Source organism: Sphingomonas sp. AOB5, from assembly GCF_029433115.1.
Classification (GTDB): Bacteria; Pseudomonadota; Alphaproteobacteria; order Sphingomonadales; family Sphingomonadaceae; genus Sphingomonas.
The window spans coordinates 17563-36750 of sequence record NZ_JARNTV010000025.1; the positions used below are offsets into that span (position 1 = coordinate 17563).

Here is a 19188-nt window from a genome sequence, read left to right on the forward strand (position 1 = left end):
ACGACGGCGCTATACGGTTTGGGACACCAAGTGCAGCGCGCTCTGGCCAGCCAAATCATCATAGCGCGCAGCCATCTGCAGGTGGATTTTCTTCACGCCGGGATCAGCCGCAGCCGTCGCGAGCGTGCGGGCCTTGGCCGCACGTCTGGCATAATAGGCTTGGTCTGCAAGCATATTCATTCGACGCCCCTTCCTCGAAGGGAAATTCTAGGCCCGCAACTCTGCAAGTTGTGCAACCTAGGTCAGTGTTTTGAAGATTCTCCCAAGGTTCGTCTTCCTACTGCTACGGACGGAGGCGCCCGCGCTGGACTAGGCTGCGCGTAGCCGCCGGTGGAGATAATTCTCGTCAAACCCTGCGATCTGCACGAGCTTGCCCGGATCGATGATAAGCAGGCTGCCGCGCTGTAGAGTCATTGCGCCGCTGAGGCGAAGATTTTTGAGCACCCTATTGAGATGCACAGGGGTCATTCCCAGCGCGTCGGCGAGCAGCAGTTGCGATAGCGGCAAGGCGAATTGCGGCTCGGACGTGAGGCCGATGTTACGCGCCCGCAAATAGAGCTCACACATCAGATGCGCTACGCGCTCGATGCTGGCCCGCCGCCCCATGCTGGTGATCCAAGCGCGCATTGTCCCCTCGTCGATCAGCTGGGACATGTACATCGCCTTGGCGACCGCGCGGCGTTGATCGAGTATCGCATCCATCTCGACCCGGTCGATCGTCGCAACCAGCGCGGAGGTGACGGTCTGGATGCTGTGATCCATTTCGGCCAGTAGACCGATATGGAGATCGCAGCAGTCTCCCGGCATCATGAACGCCAAGACTTGTCGGGTGCCATTTGGCAGGATCTTGTAGCGGCAAGCCCACCCTTCGAGGATCACGAACACGGGTCCGGGCCGGTCACCCTCGCGGATGAGATCCCGCCTCGCGGCGACCGTTTTCGGCGTGGCGGTGGCGACCGCAAGCGCATCCACATCATCGTCGCTAAGCGTCGCAAGCCGCTTGAGTTTTTCGATGAAGCGGTTTGCCATCCGCCACCTTCCCACGAGCCCGCTCGTTTTGACATTGTCCAAAGTTATAGTCGGAAGTTGATGTGAATGATGTTCTTTTGATGTGCCTACTGTAAAACCTTGCCATCGTCGGCCCGCGATTCAGGCTCCGGCGGCTGAGAGACGAATGCTGCTCTCGCCTGGTCCGGAGTTGCATCAATGGTCGATCCGACCCCAACCGAACATGGCGTCGAGCTTCCTGAGTCGCCTTCGACAACCGATGCGCGCGGGCAGGCTGCAATGCTATTGGTGGAGAGCCTCATTCACGGATTGATCGAACGTTCCGTTATCAGCGTCAGCGACGCCGTCGAGATCGTAAGCGCGGCGATCGAGGTAGAGGAAGAGATCAGGGCAGACATGAGCGTTGCGCCCACAAACATCGAGGAGACGCTCGTAATCCTCGGCGGAATTCGCGCCAGCCTCGAAATCGATCTCGCGCGGGATTCGGGTGCGCCGTGATCACAATGTAGACCTTGGGTACGAACTGGCGTGCGGTTCATCGTTCTAAGTATCTGAATTTAAATAAACACTACTGCGACAAAATTGCCCATTTTGTTGCACTGAGGCATTTTAGCCTTCGTCGATCCCGGCTGAGCGAGGGCAAATGCTATGTCTCATCTCTACAGTGTGGAAACCAATCACGGCACGCATGATGTCGCGGTCGATCAGCATCACGATCATATAAGTCGCGCGGAGTTCGAACGCATAATTCTGATCGCTGCGGCTCGCACTGCGGGACGTGTCGCTTCGGAATTAATATTACGGCGGTACGTCTATCGTGGCCGGCGCTGATGAAAATGCTGCTCATGGTCGCGGCGTTGTTCGTTGGACAAGCCGCCGCGTTCGCGCAGGATTACCAAGCTCAGAAGCAGGCGTTCTTGGACGATCTGCTGACGACCGTGCCGCTATCCGCTGCTACGGAGGATCGTGCGGCCTGCGCCAGCGGGCGTGGCGCGCAGGCGCTCCCCAGATTGCGCCAGGGCGGCGCAAACAGTTTGCCCGATGCGGCGGATCATTGCGTTACGGTGCTGATCCGGCTGGGTTTGGCGGGCCGTCTGCAACCCATCCGGGACACTCGAAGCGACACTCCTACTCCGGCGGTGGCGCTCGATAGCGGGTTTGTCGTGGGCTACGCCAAAGGCGGGCCGGTCCCTGCTGGCATGCCGAGCTTTGCAGCGCTTCGCACCGTCGCGGAGCGCTGCCTCGCGCAACGCGAGCAAATCGGGCTTTGCCGGGCAACGGGCTACGCATTCGGCGTGCGCGCCGCGCAAGGCGAGCGGGTCCGCGTACCTTAAACCGAAACGCTGCGGCTGGCAGGCTTGGCGTGCGCCTCGGCAATGCCATGCGCGAACTCCGCGTCCGGCGTCTGTTCAGCGGTCGTGATGCCCGCCGCGCGAAACTCTGCCAGGGCATCCTCCTCACTGATTGCCGGAGAAGCGCCGCTATCAGCGACGATCTCCGGCGAGTGCGTGACGAGACGCTTTGCCGTTCCCTCGACCGCGCGCCCGAGCGTGGACACGTCGTCGCCCGCCACGAACGCCTTCGCCGCCTCAAGCGGATCGGGGTGGGCAGCGAACTGCGCGTCGATCTGCGCATCCGTGAGGCCTTTAGCCTTGAGGATGCGGCGCAGATCCGCGCGCAGGCGATCGTCGAACTCGGTGGTCGAGCCGCCGTTGCGGACCACTTCGGCGCGCAGGCGCTCGGTGGTGGTGACCAGCTCGTTCCAGCGCTGGCGGAACTCGGGGCTGTCGCCCGCGCCGTGGGCCTTGGCATCCGCCATCTGGCCGAGGGCGCCAGCGGACGCGTTGAGGTCGCCTTGCGGTGTGCCCTTCGCCAGTTCGGCTTCGATATAGGCGCGGCGCTCGGCCTCGCGTTTGCGATAGGCTTCCTCGTCGTCGGGCGAGGAAAATTCCAGCTCGCCATCGAAGTCGGCCATGCCCTGCATCGTGGCGGCAACCTGCGTGCGGGCAGCGGCGGCCAGCGTGGTGAGCGATGCACCCTCGGCGCGTTCGGTCTCGGCGCGCGCGGCCGCCAAACGGCCTTCCTGCGCAATGGCGTTGGTTTGGGCGACGACCGCCGACACTTCCGCCCAAAGCGCAGCAAGTGCCATCGGCTGGGCTGTGCCTACCTGCCGTTGCAACGCGCTGAGCGCCATAAGCTGCGCCTGGCTATCGGCAAGTGCCGCGCTCGCGCCGCCGGACGCGAGTTCGGCGATCACGGCTTCCAGCGAAAATTGCGCGGCGACGAGCTGGCCGAGCAACTCGGTGCGCTGGCTAGCCAGCGGATCAGCCGCAGGCGGCTGATCCGTCTCAGAAACTGCGATGTGGGCGACGATGGAGTACCTGCCTGGTGCGGCGCGTGAACCTTCCTGCAGGATACCTTCATAATTGCTAAGATATGGTTAATTTTCTTCTAACGGTTGTGTCCGGCGGGTTCGGTGGTGGTCACGGGTCCCTCCAGCCTCTCCCGGCATGCGCTCAGGGTCTCGGGCGTTGTGGCCAACCGCGCCCGCCCGGCAAGGCTACTCGCTTCCTACGTGCAGCTTCGTCCCGCTAGCGCGGCGCATCCTGCGGCCTGGCCGGGCGGGCTTGTTCGGTTGGCCGGTGCTTCCTCGTCCATCGCGCATCCCGTGCGAGGCAGAACAGGGAGGAACCCATGACGACCACCGAGATCATCCTGCTCATCCACGCGATCGCAAGCTTGACCAGCGCAATTTGCGATTTGCTCCGAGTGAGGCGGCGCTGACGGCGCCGGCGCGGTGCGGCGGCTGCCGCACCGCGCGCGAGGTTCAAGCGGCCTCGCGGGCCGGGCGTGCGGCACGCTCGGTGATGGCGCGCATCACGATGCGGCCATGCAGGGGCATCGCGCCGCAGTGGAGCGAAAAGCCCATCTCGTCGCCGTGTCGCCAAGCGGCCCCGATTTCAATCCAGCGGGCGTTCTTGCCGTCGCCTTCGACGCGGTAGAGGCGGTGGGTCGGCTTGGTGCCGGGAAAATTGATCTGCTTAGCCATGTTCTGCTCCTTCGGTGTTCGCCACCGGCCATCCGGCGGCTTCATGGGGAGCAACGGGGGCGGGCCATCGAGCCACGGGTCACACCCCGCGCCAGCGCCCGAAGGGGGCGCAGCTGCACAAGCGCAGCGCGGAAGCGAGCCGGGTTTACCCGAGGCGGGCCCGCCCCATGCATGCCCATAAGAAGCAGTGGGATGGCCGGTGGTGGACCGGAGCAGGAACAGACGAAGCAGAAGGGCGCAGGCATAGGGGCGCTACAAGCCGGGCGCGCCTCATTCCGATGCCTGCTTGGCCGTTCGCTGATCGGGGAGCGCCAGCGGCGCATCAGCAAACGGCTTTTGATCCCGCCGGGAAGCCCGGGCCGGGCGCGGGATCGGGGTCAGCGCTGGCTTGGGCGCTTACCTTTCGCACGACCGCGGCGAGGTGGCGCAGGCTGCGCCGCCTTGTCGCGCGTAGCGGCGGCTTTGGAGGCTTTGGCTTCAGCCGCTTCATCCTCCGGCTCTACCGGATTCCATCCGCCGATGCCTTGCAACACACGATCCGCGTGCTTGATCGTGTTCACGTGCCCATAATGCTCCTCGATCATCTTGACCGACGTGCCCATCTGCTCGGCCAGAAAATACACATCGACGCCTTCGCTGAGGCGGAACGTCGCATAGGTATGGCGGAAACAATAAATGGAGCGGGGCGTCCCGGAGGACCCTTCCAGCAGCCCGACCTTCTTGAGAAGGTGGGTGATGGTTTCATCGTAGAGCGACTTATTGAGCTTACCGGTGATGGTGGTGAACACCGGATCGTCCGGCTTGGTCGCCTTTGAAAGCTTGCGGATACGATCAAGGTATTTGCTGACGCTCGCCGGTGCCACTAGCTTGCGCGACTTGCCTTTGCCCTGAACGAACAGCACGACGATCTCGCGGCCGTCGCGATCCTTCGCGGGCGTGATGTCGCGCCAACGAAGGTTCTTCGCCTCCGTGGGCCGCATGCCCGTGTTGCACATGATGAGAATGAAATTGTAGGCGACGGTGCGATACCAGATGCTCGATAGCTTCGCCGCGCTGCCATTCTCCTGCGGCGCACCGATCCACTCATCGCGCGCGTACTCGTGGAGCTTCTTGTATTCCTCGGGCGTGAACTCATCGCGCCGCATCTTCTTCAATGCCGGGCGACTGCGGAAGCGTTGCGCATCTCCGATGTAACGCTTGTCAGCGGCGAAATTCATGATGCCGCCGAAAATCGCCATCTCGAAGCTGATCGTCGCATCGCTCACGTAGTCCCGCAGGCTCTTGGTAGCGTTGGCACGCCGCCACGACGGATAGCCGTCCCATCGATCCTGACCGATCAGGTGAACCTGCGTCGTTCCGACATAGTTGTTGAGATGGTTGCTGATGACGGACTTGACCTTGCGCAGCCGTTCCGCCGTTATCTCGCCGCCCCGCTCGCGCTGCTCCTGCTTCACGATGTACTCGTCTGCGACCTGACTGAATGGCCGGTTGAATACCGGCACGTCATGCTTGAGACGAAACCGTACATCGGCGTCGTGATCGAATGCCTTGTCGCGAGCAACGTTCACGTCCGATGTCTTGAGCGACACAGTCTTGTAGCGATCCGCCTTGGGAAGCTTGACGCGGCAGTACCAGTTACGATGCTGCACGTCGGTTCGACGGAAAATGATGAGCCCCGGCTTCAACTCTTCCTTATCGGTAATGAATGCCTTTTTGCCGTCGGGGGATGCCATATCGCCTCACACTGTGCAGGTTCTGTGCAGATCGACGGCGTAAGTGCTTGATTTGCCGTATCTGCGCAGTCTCTGTGTAGGCAATTATATACAAATTTCTTGTTTATTTCTAGCTATTTAAGATAATACCTGGACCCCGGCACAAGGCCGGGGTGACGGTGGTTGGGATCATCCGTTCACAACCGTCCCGCCATTCGGGTGCAACACCTGCCCGCTCATGTAGCTGGCGTCTTCGCACGCCAGGAACAGGAAGCTCGGCGCGACTTCGTTGGGCTGACCGGGACGGCCCATCGGGGTGTTTTCGCCGAAGGTTTCCAGCTTCTCGGGCGACGCGCCGCCGCAGGGGTTGAGCGGGGTCCAGATCGGGCCGGGGGCGACTGCGTTGACGCGGATACCCTCGCCCACCAGATTTTCCGAGAGGCTGCGGGTGAAGGCGACGATGGCGCCCTTGGTCGAGCTATAGTCGAGCAGCTCCTTCGATCCGGCATAGGCGGTGATCGAGGTGCAGTTGATGATCGCCGCCCCCGTCTTCAGGTGCGGCCGCGCGGCCTGGGTCAGGTAGAACATGCCGAAGATGTTGGTCTGGAAGGTGCGGACCAGCTGCTCCTCGGTGATGTCAGTGATATCCTTGTCGGGATGCTGCTCGCCGGCATTGTTCACGAGGATGTCGATCTGTCCGAATTCGGACAGCAACTGTTCGATTGCGCGATCGCACATCTTCTTCGAGCCCACATCGGCCTTGATCAGCAGCGCGCGGCGGCCCTCGGCTTCGACGATGCGCCGGGTCTCCTCGGCATCCGCGTCCTCGAGCAGATAGAGGATGCCGATGTCCGCGCCTTCGCGGGCATAGAGCGCAGCGACGGCACGGCCGATGCCGCTGTCGGCACCGGTCACCAAAGCGACCTTGCCCTTGAGGCGGCCGGAACCGGGGTAGCGCGGCTCATATTCGGGTTTGGGGTCCAGGGTGCGCTCCTCTCCCGGCAGCGCGTCCTCGTGGATCATTTCGGCGGTGTCGACCATTGCCAAGCTCCTGAAAAGGCTTGGTTCGGTAACCGCCGCGGAACCCGATGGGTTCCGCATCTTGTCAGAGGCGGCTTGTTGCCGCGCTTGCTTGTTGGGGGCGACTTACTCTCGCCCCAGGGCGACGGTTCAAGCGACGAGGCTCGAACCGTGCGCGCTGGTGATGACGATGACGAACGCGGTCATCGCGAAGGACATGACGCCGAAGGCGATCTGACGAACCATGATCTGTCTCCTTGTTTCGGTGCTGCGGATCAGGCGATCGGCAGCAGCGGGGTGGAAGCGATCACGAGGACGGCGGTGAGCAGCAGCGAACCCAGAACGGCAACGGTCTGCTGAGCGGTGTTGGTGACGGTCATTGGTAACTCCCTGGTCTGTTATTCGGCTTGCCGGACCATCCGGCTGCCGATGCCAGACTGGATTGCAGGGAGCGTGCCAATTTTCTAAGTCATTGAAAAACCACAACCCGTCCCTACGGACAAATACAGGGTTGGGAATTTAATGGAAATCACGTTGTGAAATTCACCACTATGCGGTGAATTATCCCACCAAAACTCGATTTCGGCCCGATTCCTTCGCCGCATAAAGCAGGCGATCGGCGCGCTGGAACACCGACGAGCACATTTCGCCGCCCGGCGATGCCGAAATCCCGGCCGAGAAGGTGATCTCGCCCAGCGGCGCATCGCTTTCACGCAGCCGGTAGTTGCGGGTCGAGACGCTGGCGCGGGCCGCGTCGAGCGTGGCGCGCGCTTCGTTGACGTCGACGCCGGTGAACAGCACCGCGAATTCCTCGCCGCCATAGCGGGCGACCAGATGCGCGCCGCAGGACTTGGTCAGCGCCTCGGCGATGGCTTTCAGCACGCGGTCGCCCACGGCATGGCCGAACCGGTCGTTGACCGACTTGAAGTGATCGACGTCGCACACCGCCAGGCAGACCGGCTGGCCCGCGTTCGACTGGGCGGCAAAGGCTTCCTCGAACGCGCGGCGATTCGGCAGATCGGTCAGCGGATCGCGGCGGGCATTGTCGCGCGCCTCCTCCAGCTTGGTGCGCAGGTCGCTGGCTTCGCGAGTCGCACTTTCCAGCCGGCTTTCGGCGGTGCGGATGCGCTCGAGCATTTCGGCGGTGAGCCGCGCGACTTCGCCCAGCGCCATCGCATTGTCGCCGGCCGAACGGGTGATCGCTTCCGCGCTGGCGGCCAGATCCCGGCCAAAGCCTTCGGTCTCGGCGCGCATGGCGTGGACCATGTCCTCGAACCCTTCGACCTGCATCTGGGTCTTGGCGACGAGGCCGTCGGCCTTTTCCTTGGCGGCCGCGGCGCCCGACACGGGCTTGATGTCGCAGCCCAAGGTCTCGATGTCGCGCTTGGTCAGCCGCACGCCGCCATCGGTGAGCGACTCTACGGCGCGGGCAAGCGCCCCGTCCGGATCGCTGAGCAGATGATAGGCGAACGCGAAATTGGCCGGATCGACTTCGAGCCGCTGGTCGAACAGGAAATTTCCGATTCGGTCGAACAGCCGCCGGGGCGTATCGCCCTCACCTGCAGTCCGAACGGCCCTCACAGCGGCCATAGCCCCACACACCCTCAGATATCAGCGGCGCGATCAGGCGCCGTTTCAATGTCGGCCAACAGGGTTAAGGGCCAACTGCTAATATCCGGTGAGCGGCGAATTTACCTTCAGGAAAGGGCAGATTCGTCCACGGTCAGCGGCGCATCCGCTTCGCGCGAAGCTTGCGCACTTCCTCCAGCGTCAGGCGGATATGATCGTTTGGATTCATATCGTTATGCGCGAACACGACCTTGCCGTTCGGTGCGATGACGTAGCTGGTGCGGGTGGTCCAGCCTGCGGTGCGGCCCGAGGCATTGGGCAGCGCCACGTCATAATCCTTCACGATCTTCGCATCGGCCACCGCCACCGGAAACTGGCCCGCGCAATGCTCGGCCGAGAATTTGGAGAGCTGATCGACATTGCCGCCGGTCATGCCGATCACCGTAGCGCCGGCCGCCTTGAAATCGGGGATCGCCTTGGCGAAGGCCTGTGCCTCGATGTTGCAGCCGCCGGTGAATGCCGCGGGGAAGAAATAGAGCACCACCGGCCCCTTTTTCAGGGCGTCGGCCAGCTTCACCTGGAACGGCTTGCCCGCCATCGCGCCATTGGCGGTGAAGACCGGCGCGGTCGCCCCGGGCGCCAGCGCAGCCGAAGCCGGAATGGAAAGGGTCAGGGCGATCGCGGCGAAGGCATAGGGGCGCATCAGAGTCTCTCCCGAGGGTTTGTCCGAGTTTTACGCGCGCCGGACGGCGAAGTCTAAGAGTTGTTCGAAACCAGAGCGGGCTGGCACCGCATGCGCCGATAGGCGCATCCAACAACCTAACGCGTCAGCGAGATGCCGATGCGGAAGTGGGTGTCGCGCACATCGATATCGTCGAGCGTCTCGCCCCAGCCGGTAAAGCCCTGGCCGAAGAGATAGATGCCGAGGCCACCCCCGGTGAGCCGCCCGATCGGATAGGAGACGGACATCTCGCCCGAATAACGCCCGGTCTCGAAGCTGCCGCGCGCGGTGGCGGAGACCTTCAGGCCGTTCTCCTGCTGGATCGCCGCGGTGATCGCACTGTGCCCCCAGGTCCCGCGCAGATTGTTCGGCCCGCCTTCGCGGCCGACATAAAGCCAGCCCATCGGCGCGATATCGAGCCGCCACTCATTGCCCAGATCGATCGTGCCCTGCGCACGGACGAACAGCCGGTTGACGTCGATCGAACCGGGCAGGCCGCGCCCGTTGCTGTCGTGGCGATAGCCGAGCGAGAACACGGTGTGCTCGCCCATCGGGATATCGGCATAGACTTCGGGGCTGTAGACGGTCGAGCGGAACGGGCCCGACGGCTCGTCCAGCGCCCAGAACATCGTCTGGGTATAGGCGAAGCGCAGATTGCCGAGCTTGAGCGGCGCATCCGCCGCAAAGGGGCGGAAGGCGAAGCTGACCTGCAGCTTGGCGCCCGAATCGTTGAGGCCCGCCACGCCATAGATCGGCTCGTGCGGCTCGAACCGGTCGAGGAACGCCGAGGAGGATCCGGTCGAGCTGCTGGCGACGGTCTCGCCCGGGCCCGGCATGCTGGCGGGCGGATGCGCCTGATTGGGCGGGATCGCGACCCCGGCCAGGCCGACCGGCACATAGCGCGCCTTGACGAAGCCGCCGGGCGCGACACTGCGCTTCGGCGCGGGCATGCGCTGCAGGACGAGGCGGGTGCCGTCGGTCGCGGTCAGCTCGATCTCGCGTGGACCCTCGGCGTCGACCGGCTCGGTCCCTTCGTTGACGAGGAACACCTCGACCCCGTTCAGCGCCTCGCGCTCGTCGGCGACCTGCTCGGGCACCGCACGCAATTGCGCCGCCGCGGGGGTCGCGACGACGAATCCTAGTGCGAGGAGAGCGAGCTTCAGGCGCATGTCGGGCCGGATTGGCAGGGCATTGTGACGTTTGCGAGTAAAAACTGGGTGCTGGCGGACCCGGCACCACCCCGCTAGGTGCGGACCATGCCCGTATCCGAGACCGATATCGCCCTTGCCCAGCGCCTCGCCGACGCCGCGGGCGCCGCGATCCGCCCGCGTTTCCGCGCCGAATATGGGCTGGAGACCAAGGGCGACCAGTCCCCGGTCACGCTCGCCGACCGCGAGGCCGAAGACGCGATGCGCCGCCTGATCATCGCAGAACGGCCGATGGATGGCATCCAGGGCGAGGAATATGGCGTGCGCGAGGGGACCAGCGGGCGGCAATGGGTGCTCGATCCGATCGACGGGACGCGCGCCTTCATCGCCGGGCGCCCGATCTTCGGCACGCTGATCGCGCTGATCGAGGATGGCTGGCCGGTGCTGGGCATCATCGACCAGCCGATCCTGAAGGAACGCTGGCTGGGCGTGGTCGGCATGGGCACCACCTTCAACGGCGCACCCGCCAGCACGCGCCGCTGCCGGGAACTGGGCGACGCGCTGCTCGCCACCACCTCGCCTGCTTTGTTCGGCGACGGACAGCTCCACGCCTTCGAGCATCTAGACGCGCAGGTGCGCAGCACCGTGCTGGGCGGCGACTGCTATAATTATGGCGCGGTGGCGAGCGGCTGGCTCGATATCGTGGTCGAGGACGGGCTGAAGCTGCACGACTTCGCGGCTCTGGTGCCGGTGGTCGAGGGCGCGGGCGGGCGGATGTGCGACTGGGCGGGCGATCCGCTGCACGCTGGCAGCATCGGCGAAGTGGTGGCGGCCGGCGATCCGGCACGAATCGACGATATCCTCGAAGCGCTGGAATGCCGCGGGCACTGACCTTCCGCCCGGGCTATGCGCTCGCGACGTTGCTGCTGTTCGCGGTCGAGGTCTGCATCGCCCTGTTCGTGCGTGACGCATGGGTGCGGCCCTATGGCGGCGACGTGCTGGCGGAGGCCCTGGTCTATTGCGGGCTGCGCGCGGTGACCCGGCTGGGTGTGGGTCCCGCGGTGGCGGTTGCGCTGGGCATTGCAGTGCTGGTCGAGCTGGGGCAATTGATCGGCCTGCTCGATCTGCTGGGCCTGCGCGGTAATCGAATCGCCAGCGTGGTGCTGGGCGGCGCGTTCGAATGGCAGGACTTCCTTGCCTATGCCCTTGGTGCGCTGGCGGTGATCACCGTCGAGAGACTGCGCCCGACTCAGGTTGCATTGCACCAGCGCTTCCGCTAAGCGCCCCGCTTTCCTCGAACATCTGGGATTGCCCGGCCATCAAGGGCTGCCGCGGCAATCTGTCTGTTCGAGATTATAAGGAGACCAAAATGCCCAAGCTCAAGACGAAGAGCGGCGTGAAGAAGCGCTTCAAGTTCACCGCCACTGGCAAGGTGAAGCATGGAGTCGCCGGCAAGCGCCACCGCCTGATTTCGCACAACGCGAAGTATATCCGCCAGAATCGCGGCACCTCTGTGCTCGCCGATGCCGATGTTGCCCACGTGCGCCAGTGGGCGCCGTACGGCCTGAAGTAAGGAGGGCCAGGACACATGGCACGCGTCAAACGGGGTGTTACCACCCGCGCAAAGCACAAGAACATCCTCGAACAGGCGAAGGGCTATCGCGGCCGTCGCAAGAACACGATCCGCATCGCGCGGCAGGCCGTCGAAAAGGCCGGCCAGTACGCGTATCGCGACCGCAAGGTTAAGAAGCGGACCTTCCGTGGTCTGTGGATCCAGCGCATCAACGCCGGCGTTCGCGCCGAAGGCCTGACCTATTCGCAGTTCATGCATGGCCTGAAGCTGGCCGGCATCGAGCTGGACCGGAAGGTCCTTGCCGACATCGCCATGAACGAAAGCGAGGCGTTTACCGCCATCATCGCTCAGGCGAAGGCGGCTCTGCCCCAGGCCGCCTGAGGCGGCCTGTAGCGCACGAGACAAAGGGGCGTCGGTGGCAACACCGGCGCCCTTTTCTTTTCCCTCACACCGCGGACGACTCCAATGGCGATGAAGACCTGGTGGCTCTACGTCACCGCCGTGTTCCTGATCTCGGCCACGCCCGGCCCGAACATGCCGCACGTGATGGTGCAGAGCATCCAGCAGGGCGCGCGGCGCGCCACCGCTTCGATGGCCGGGCTGATGACCGCGAACCTGATCTGCCTGGTCGCGTCCGCCGCGGGTCTCGGCACCCTGCTCAAGGCATCCCCGATGCTGTTCGAGGTTCTGCGCTATGCCGGCGTCGGCTATCTGGTGTGGCTGGGGATCAAGGCGTGGCGCGCGCCGGTGAGCGGGAGCGACGGCGCGGTCGAATCGCACCTGCGCCGGTCGGTCCGTGCGCTGTACCTCACCGGGCTCGGCACCGGCCTGTCCAATCCCAAGCTGATCCTGTTCGCCACCGCGCTGCTGCCGCAGTTCATCGACACCGGCCGCCCGTTCGGGCCGCAGCTGGCGATCCTGACCGGCAGCTTCATGGTGATCGAGCTGTTCTGGTTCAGCGTCTATGCGCTGGGCGGGCGATCGCTGGCCGGATGGCTGGCCCCGGCCAACCGCAAGCGGCTGTTCAACCGCATCTCGGGCACGCTGTTCTTCGGTTTCGGCGCGGCTCTGCTCGGCAGCAAGGTCTAAGCTTGACCTGACGCCCCGTCTGGGGTTCGGCACCAACGCACATCAGTGAACGGAAATCCATGACCACCGATCTCGACCAGCTCCGCACCGACCTGCTCGGCTCGATCGACGCCGCGGGCGGACTCGACGCCGTCGAATCGCTGCGTGTCCATGCGCTGGGCAAGGCAGGCGCGATCACCGGGCTGCTCAAGACGCTGGGCGGCATGTCGCCCGAGGAGCGTCAGGTTCAGGGCCCGCGCATCCATGGCCTGCGCGAAGCGGTCACCGAGGCGCTGGCGGCGCGCAAGGCGGTGCTGGAAGCCGGCGCGCTGAACGCGAAACTGGCCAGCGAGACGCTCGACATGACCCTGCCAGTCGACGGCGTGCCCGCGGGCAGTGTCCATCCGGTCAGCCAGGTGATGGACGAGCTGGCCGAGATCTTCGCCGATCTGGGCTTCGCGGTCGCGACGGGGCCGGAGATCGAGGACGACTGGCACAATTTCACCGCGCTCAACATTCCCGAGAGCCACCCGGCGCGGGCGATGCACGACACCTTCTACTTCCCGGAAGAAGAGGGCGCCGAGCACCGGATGCTGCTGCGTACTCACACCAGCCCGGTACAGATCCGCGCGATGAAGGCCGCGGGCGGCAATCAGCCGATCCGCATCATCGCGCCGGGCCGCACCTATCGTTCGGACTCGGACGCGACCCACACGCCGATGTTCCATCAGGTCGAGGGACTCGTCATCGACAAGGGAATCACCCTCGGCCACCTGAAATGGACGCTGGAGACCTTCCTCAAGGCCTTTTTCGAGCGCGACGATATCGTTCTGCGCCTGCGCCCCAGCTATTTCCCCTTCACCGAACCGGGTGCCGAGGTCGATGTCGGCTACTCGATCGTCAACGGCAAGCGCGTGATCGGCGGGTCCGAAGGCTGGATGGAAGTGCTGGGCAGCGGCATGGTCCACAGCAGCGTGATGGAAGCCGGCGGCTATGATCCCGGCGAGTGGCAGGGCTTCGCGTTCGGCTGCGGCATCGATCGGCTCGCCATGCTGAAATACGGGATGGACGACCTGCGCGCCTTTTTCGACGGCGATATCCGCTGGCTGAAGCATTACGGATTCTCGGCGCTGGATGTGCCCACACTCAGCGGAGGAGTCGGCGCATGAAGTTCACCCTGAGCTGGCTCAAGGAGCATCTGGAAACCACCGCCACACTCGACGAAGTGGTGGACGCGCTGACCCGTATAGGTCTCGAAGTCGAGGGCGTAGAGAATCCCGGCGAGAAGCTGGCGGCGTTTCGCGTGGCGAAAGTGCTGACCGCCGAGCGTCACCCGCAGGCGGACAAGCTGCAGGTGCTGACCGTGGATACCGGCAGCGAAGTGCTGCAGGTGGTGTGCGGTGCGCCGAACGCCCGTGCGGGGCTGGTCGGCGTACTGGGAACGCCCGGTGCCGTCGTTCCGGCGAACGGCATGGTGCTGAAGGTGGCAGCCGTTCGCGGCGTCGAATCGAACGGCATGATGTGCTCGTCGCGCGAGCTGGAGCTGGGCGACGATCATGACGGCATCATCGAGCTGCCCGAGGATGCGCCGGTCGGCACCGTCTTCCCGGACTATGCGGGCCTCAACGATCCGGTGATCGACATCTCGGTCACGCCCAACCGGCAGGATTGCATGGGCGTGCGCGGCATCGCCCGCGATCTGGCCGCGGCAGGCCTCGGCACGCTGCGCGAGCTGGATATCGAGAACCATCCGCTGGCGCATAGCCGCCCGACACTGGCAGCGAACGAAGCACCGCGCGCGCCTGCGCCAGCCGGTCCCGCGCCGGACGTGCGCACCGACGATCTTCAGGGATGCCCGGCGTTCATGGGTCAGGCGGTCAGCGGCGTGACCAACAAGCCTGCGCCCGAATGGATGCAGCAGCGGCTGAAGGCGATCGGGCAGAAGCCGATCTCGGCTTTGGTCGACATCACCAACTACATCATGTTCGATCTGGGCCGCCCGCTCCACGTCTATGATCGCGCGACGCTGAAGGGCACTTTGGTCGCCCGCAAGGCGAAGCCCGGCGAGCAGGTGCTGGCGCTGAACGGTAAGACCTACACGCTCGATGCGACCATGACCGTGATCGCCGACGATGAATCGGTCCATGATATCGGCGGCATCATGGGCGGCGAGCATTCGGGTGCCAGCGACACGACCAGCGACGTGCTGGTCGAATGCGCCTGGTTCGATCCCGAGAATATCGCCCGTACGGGTCAGAAGCTGATGCTGACCAGCGATGCGCGCACCCGGTTCGAGCGCGGACTCGATCCGTGGATGATGCACGACGGGCTGTTCATCGCGACCAAGCTGATCGCCGATATCTGCGGCGGCGTGCGCAGCGAGATTACGCATTCCGGCGAGATTCCGGGGCTGGAGAAGCGGGTGATCGCCTATGATCCGGCGATGGCGGGCACGCTGGGCGGCCTCGACATCGATTCGGCACGGCAGCAGGAGATCCTGGAAAGCTTGGGCTTCACCGTCCGTGACGATTGGACCGTCGCGATCCCGACCTGGCGTTCGGACGTGGGCGGCGCCGCCGATCTGGTCGAGGAAGTGATCCGCATCGAAGGCATCGACAAGGTGCCGTCGACTCCGCTGGATCGCGCGCCGGGCGTGGCACGCCCCACCGCGACGCCCGAACAGAAGCTGGAGCGCAAGCTGCGCCGCACCGCCGCCTCGCGCGGGCTGAACGAAGCAGTGACATGGAGCTTCATCTCCGAAAGCGAAGCCGCACCCTTTGGCGGCGGGGCATGGACCCTCGCCAACCCGATCAGCGAGGACATGAAGGTGATGCGTCCCTCGCTGCTGCCCGGCCTGCTGGCAGCCGCCGAGCGCAACCTGAAGCGCGGCGCTCCGGCCGTCCGCCTGTTCGAACTGGGCCGCCGCTATCTGGCGGATCGCGAGCGGCTGACGCTGAGCGTGGTGCTGGCAGGCGCGAAGTCGCCGCGCGGCTGGCAGGGCGGCAAGGCACAGGGCTTCGGCGCGTTCGATGGCAAGGCCGAGGCGCTGGCGCTGCTCGAAGCCGCAGGGGCGCCGACCGCGAACCTGCAGGTGATGGGCGAGGCCGGCGACGTGTATCACCCCGGCCAGTCGGCCACGCTGCGGCTGGGGCCGAAGACCGTGCTGGCGGCGTTCGGCATGGTCCATCCGACCGTGCTGAAGGCGTTCGACCTCGACGGCGATGTCGCCGCGGTCGAACTCTATCTCGACGCCCTGCCCGCGAAGCGCGGCGGAACCGGCTTCATGCGCGCGGCCTACACGCCGCCGGCGCTGCAGGCCGTGACCCGCGACTTCGCGTTCCTGGTCCCTGAAGCCATGGCTGCGGGCGATCTGGTGCGCGCGGCCAAGGGTGCGGACAAGGTGGCGATCGTCGATGCGCGGCTGTTCGATATCTTCACCGGCACCGGCGTGCCCGAGGGCCAGAAGTCGCTGGCCATCGAAGTCACGCTCCAGCCCGGCGAGAAGAGCTTCACCGACGAGGAGTTGAAGGCGGTGGCTGACAAGGTGGTTGCCGCCGCGGCGAAGCTGGGCGCGGTGTTGCGGGGCTAACTCTTACTCCTCCCCCGGAGGGGGAGGGGGACCGCCGCAGGCGGTGGAGGGGTAATCTCCGCGAGCGACATCGCCGATGTGGCGAACAACGGCATCAAGGTCGCGGAGGATATCCACGGCGCTGATCCGTAGAACTCGTACGCCGTGAGTCTTTAGCCATTTGTCGCGGTCGGCATCATGGTGCGGCTGGCTCCCACGCGAATGGATTTCGCCATCGACTTCAACTGCAAGACCGACCGAAGGACAATAGAAGTCGAGTATATAGCGCCCGGCTGGATGCTGACGTCGAAACCGCAGGCCGTCACCGCGCTTGCGAAGCTCCTCCCACAACAGGACTTCCGGCAGGCTCATGACCCTCCGTTGCCGTTTGGCGAGTATCTGCGTCGATCTCGGGCCGTGCAGCATACGGCGACTACCCCTCCACCGGCTTCGCCGGTCCCCCTCCCCCTCCGGGGGAGGAATTCGGCTGATTCCATACGGCGACAATTGCAGCCGCCGTATCGATTGACCATAGCCGCCTGATTGTAACTACAAGGATGGATCCCATGGCCACGGCACTCATCACCGGCGCAACCGCGGGGATCGGCGAAGCGGCAGCGCGCGCGTTCGTCGAAGCCGGCTGGCATGTGATCGGCACCGGACGACGGACCGAGCGGCTCGAGGCGCTGAAGGCCGAGCTGGGCGAGCGGTTCCACGGCGCGGTGTTCGACGTGCGCGACGAAGCCGCGCGCGATGCGGCGCTCGACGCCCTGCCCGCGGCGTTCCGTGACATCGATCTGCTGATCAACAATGCCGGTCTCGCGCTGGGCCTGAAGCCTGCGCAGGAGGCCTCGCTCGATCAGTGGAAGACGATGATCGACACCAACATCACGGCTTTGGTCTCGGTCACCCACAAGCTGCTGCCCGGCCTGATCGCGCGCAAGGGAGCGATCATCAACCTCTCCTCGGTGGCGGCCAGCTATCCCTATCCGGGCGGCAACGCCTATGGCGCGACCAAGTCGTTCGTGCGCCAGTTCAGCCTGAACCTGCGGTCCGACCTGATCGGCACCGGCGTGCGCGTCACCTCGATCGAACCGGGCATGGTCGAGACCGAGTTCACCGTGGTGCGCACCGGGGGCGATCAGGCGGCGTCGGACAAGCTCTATGGCGGCGTCACGCCGATGACCGGCGAGGATATTGCCGAGACGATGCTGTGGGTCGCAACGCTGCCGCCGCACATGAACATCAACACGATCGAGCTGATGCCGGTCAATCAGGCCTTCTCGCCCTTCCTGGTGCATCGCGAGGGCTGAGATCGGCCGCAAGTTTCGGGGCGCGTCTCGTTACCGCTCCGGCTAATATGGCGGCATGAGCGACCATCCAGCCATGCGCCGTGCGGCCGATGCCGCCATCGCTTATCGCCGCGACATCGCGTCCGCGCAGACCACGCCGGTTGCCGATTATGCGGCGATGCTGACGGCATTCGCGGGTCCGGTGCCCGAGTCGGGCGGCGATCCCGACGCGATCATCGCCGAGCTGATCGACAAGGCCACGCCCGGCATCCGCGCCTCGACCGGTCCGCGTTTCTTCGGCTGGGTGATCGGCAATTCACACCCGACCGGCGTTGCCGCGGACTGGCTGACTTCGGCCTGGGGGCAGAATGGCGGAAACCTGATCGCGGCGCCCGCGGCTTCGGCGGTGGAGAAGGTCGCGGCCGACTGGCTGCTCGACCTGCTGCACCTGCCCGCCGCCAGCTCGGTCGGGTTCGTGACCGGGGCGACGGTCGCCAATTTCGTCTGCCTGGCCGCGGCGCGCAGCGAGATGCTGGCGCGGGCCGGCTGGGACGTGGAGGCCGACGGCATGTTCGGCGCGCCGCCGGTCGAGGTGGTGATCGGCGCCGATGCGCATGCGACGGTCTATTCGGGCCTGAAATATCTCGGCCTTGGTGCGAAACGGGTGAAGATCGTCGAGAGCAATGCTTCGGGCCGGATGATCGCCGGCGATTTCGAGCGCGTCTTGAAAGCCTGCACCGGACCGGTGATCGCCATCGCGCAGGCGGGGCAGATCAACACGGGCGCCTGCGACCGCTTTGCCGAAATCGCGCCCATCGCGAAGCAGGCAGGCGCGTGGCTGCATGTCGATGGTGCTTTCGGGCTATGGGCGCAGGCTTCGCCGGAGAAAGCCCATCTGACTGCGGGCGTCGAAGCGGCGGACAGCTGGGCGACCGACGGGCATAAATGGCTGCAGACGCCCTATGATTGCGGCTTCGCCATCGTCCGCGATGCCGAGGCGCACCGGCGGGCGATGGCGATCTCGGCCAGCTATCTGCCGCCCGCCGAGGGCGCCGAACGCGATCCTTCCGCCTATGTGCCAGAGCTGTCGCGACGCGCGCGTGGCTTCGCGACCTGGGCGATGATCCGCCAGCTGGGCCGCGAAGGCATCGCACATATGGTCGAATGCCATAGCGAGATCGCGCGGCACATGGGCGAGCGGCTGGCCGACGAAGCCGGAATCGAACTGGTCGCGCCGGTCGAACTCAACCAGTTCATGGTCCGCTTCGGCAACAGCGACGATCTGACGCTGGCCACCGTGCGGCAGGTGCAGGACGATGCCGTCGCCTTTATCGGATCGGCGCAATGGCGCGGGCAATGGGTGATGCGCGTGTCGGTCACTTCGATCGCGACGACCATGGCCGAAGCGGACGTGACGGTGGACGCGGTGATCGACGCGTGGCGGCGGGTTCGCGGTTGAG

21 protein-coding genes are annotated in these 19188 nt (G+C 65.0%); 11 read left to right on the top strand and 10 right to left on the bottom strand.

Translation table 11 applies throughout. From position 1 onward, the window contains the following. Window positions 1-9 precede the first annotated feature (9 nt). Window positions 10-180: a hypothetical protein gene (locus tag P1X14_RS12360; protein WP_277315676.1), complete on the bottom strand. Its 171-nt coding sequence runs from the start codon at window positions 178-180 to the stop codon at window positions 10-12. Window positions 181-309: 129 nt separating this feature from the next. Then, on the bottom strand, window positions 310-1029 hold the full coding sequence (locus tag P1X14_RS12365) for a Crp/Fnr family transcriptional regulator (RefSeq protein ID WP_277315677.1): 720 nt from the start codon (window positions 1027-1029) through the stop codon (window positions 310-312). Between the two features lie 177 nt (window positions 1030-1206). Here P1X14_RS12365 and P1X14_RS12370 point away from each other — a divergent pair, with 177 nt between their 5' ends. Together P1X14_RS12370 and P1X14_RS12375 are read left to right on the top strand one after the other, a co-directional pair. Further along, window positions 1207-1506 (top strand): hypothetical protein, encoded by a 300-nt coding sequence (locus P1X14_RS12370; protein ID WP_277315678.1) that lies wholly within the window; start codon window positions 1207-1209, stop codon window positions 1504-1506. A gap of 332 nt (window positions 1507-1838) precedes the next feature. Next, window positions 1839-2342: a hypothetical protein gene (locus tag P1X14_RS12375; protein ID WP_277315679.1), complete on the top strand. Its 504-nt coding sequence runs from the start codon at window positions 1839-1841 to the stop codon at window positions 2340-2342. Here the strand turns inward: P1X14_RS12375 and P1X14_RS12380 are convergent. The 7 genes from P1X14_RS12380 to P1X14_RS12410 form a co-directional block, all read right to left on the bottom strand. After that, window positions 2339-3307 carry a hypothetical protein gene (locus tag P1X14_RS12380; protein ID WP_277315680.1) on the bottom strand — a complete coding sequence of 323 codons (969 nt, stop codon included), beginning with the start codon at window positions 3305-3307 and terminating at the stop codon, window positions 2339-2341. The two genes, P1X14_RS12375 and P1X14_RS12380, sit on opposite strands and share 4 nt — an antisense overlap. Before the next feature lie 528 nt (window positions 3308-3835). After that, window positions 3836-4057 (bottom strand): hypothetical protein, encoded by a 222-nt coding sequence (locus tag P1X14_RS12385; protein ID WP_277315681.1) that lies wholly within the window; start codon window positions 4055-4057, stop codon window positions 3836-3838. 377 nt (window positions 4058-4434) lie between these two features. Then, on the bottom strand, window positions 4435-5790 hold the full coding sequence (locus P1X14_RS12390) for a site-specific integrase (protein WP_277315682.1): 1356 nt from the start codon (window positions 5788-5790) through the stop codon (window positions 4435-4437). A gap of 168 nt (window positions 5791-5958) precedes the next feature. Next, window positions 5959-6810 carry an SDR family oxidoreductase gene (locus P1X14_RS12395; RefSeq protein ID WP_277315683.1) on the bottom strand — a complete coding sequence of 284 codons (852 nt, stop codon included), beginning with the start codon at window positions 6808-6810 and terminating at the stop codon, window positions 5959-5961. Between the two features lie 540 nt (window positions 6811-7350). Then, entirely contained in the window at window positions 7351-8379 is a 1029-nt protein-coding gene (locus P1X14_RS12400) for a sensor domain-containing diguanylate cyclase (RefSeq protein ID WP_277315684.1), read from the bottom strand. A 133-nt stretch (window positions 8380-8512) separates the two neighbouring features. Continuing rightward, window positions 8513-9061, bottom strand: a complete 549-nt coding sequence (locus P1X14_RS12405; protein ID WP_277315685.1) for a redoxin domain-containing protein — start codon at window positions 9059-9061, stop codon at window positions 8513-8515. A 116-nt stretch (window positions 9062-9177) separates the two neighbouring features. Next, a complete protein-coding gene (locus P1X14_RS12410; protein WP_277315686.1) occupies window positions 9178-10248 on the bottom strand; it encodes a phospholipase A in 1071 nt (356 codons plus the stop codon). 87 nt (window positions 10249-10335) lie between these two features. On the opposite strand from P1X14_RS12410, the gene hisN reads away from it, so the two are divergent. The 7 genes from hisN to pheT all read left to right on the top strand — a co-directional run bounded on the left by hisN (window position 10336) and on the right by pheT (window position 16457). After that, complete coding sequence (hisN, locus tag P1X14_RS12415; protein WP_277315687.1) at window positions 10336-11118, top strand: histidinol-phosphatase; 783 nt, start codon at window positions 10336-10338, stop codon at window positions 11116-11118. Beyond that, complete coding sequence (locus tag P1X14_RS12420; RefSeq protein WP_277315688.1) at window positions 11103-11507, top strand: DUF2809 domain-containing protein; 405 nt, start codon at window positions 11103-11105, stop codon at window positions 11505-11507. The genes hisN and P1X14_RS12420 overlap by 16 nt, the downstream gene beginning before the upstream one ends. A gap of 89 nt (window positions 11508-11596) precedes the next feature. After that, window positions 11597-11800 (top strand): 50S ribosomal protein L35, encoded by a 204-nt coding sequence (gene rpmI / locus P1X14_RS12425; RefSeq protein ID WP_044334398.1) that lies wholly within the window; start codon window positions 11597-11599, stop codon window positions 11798-11800. A 15-nt stretch (window positions 11801-11815) separates the two neighbouring features. After that, window positions 11816-12181 carry a 50S ribosomal protein L20 gene (gene rplT, locus P1X14_RS12430; protein WP_277315689.1) on the top strand — a complete coding sequence of 122 codons (366 nt, stop codon included), beginning with the start codon at window positions 11816-11818 and terminating at the stop codon, window positions 12179-12181. 84 nt (window positions 12182-12265) lie between these two features. Continuing rightward, window positions 12266-12889, top strand: a complete 624-nt coding sequence (locus P1X14_RS12435) for a LysE family translocator (protein WP_277315690.1) — start codon at window positions 12266-12268, stop codon at window positions 12887-12889. A gap of 59 nt (window positions 12890-12948) precedes the next feature. Beyond that, entirely contained in the window at window positions 12949-14037 is a 1089-nt protein-coding gene (gene pheS / locus P1X14_RS12440) for a phenylalanine--tRNA ligase subunit alpha (RefSeq protein ID WP_277315691.1), read from the top strand. Next, complete coding sequence (gene pheT / locus P1X14_RS12445) at window positions 14034-16457, top strand: phenylalanine--tRNA ligase subunit beta (protein WP_277315692.1); 2424 nt, start codon at window positions 14034-14036, stop codon at window positions 16455-16457. Before pheS ends, pheT begins: the two co-directional genes overlap by 4 nt. Window positions 16458-16460: 3 nt before the next feature. Here the strand turns inward: pheT and P1X14_RS12450 are convergent, their stop codons facing one another. Continuing rightward, window positions 16461-16808, bottom strand: coding sequence for an endonuclease domain-containing protein (locus P1X14_RS12450; RefSeq protein ID WP_277315693.1), 348 nt, complete (start codon window positions 16806-16808; stop codon window positions 16461-16463). A gap of 194 nt (window positions 16809-17002) precedes the next feature. On the opposite strand from P1X14_RS12450, the gene P1X14_RS12455 reads away from it, so the two are divergent. Together P1X14_RS12455 and P1X14_RS12460 are read left to right on the top strand one after the other, a co-directional pair. Then, on the top strand, window positions 17003-17749 hold the full coding sequence (locus P1X14_RS12455) for an SDR family NAD(P)-dependent oxidoreductase (protein WP_277315694.1): 747 nt from the start codon (window positions 17003-17005) through the stop codon (window positions 17747-17749). Window positions 17750-17804: 55 nt separating this feature from the next. Next, complete coding sequence (locus tag P1X14_RS12460; RefSeq protein WP_277315695.1) at window positions 17805-19187, top strand: pyridoxal-dependent decarboxylase; 1383 nt, start codon at window positions 17805-17807, stop codon at window positions 19185-19187. The last annotated feature ends 1 nt before the right edge of the window (window position 19188 follow it).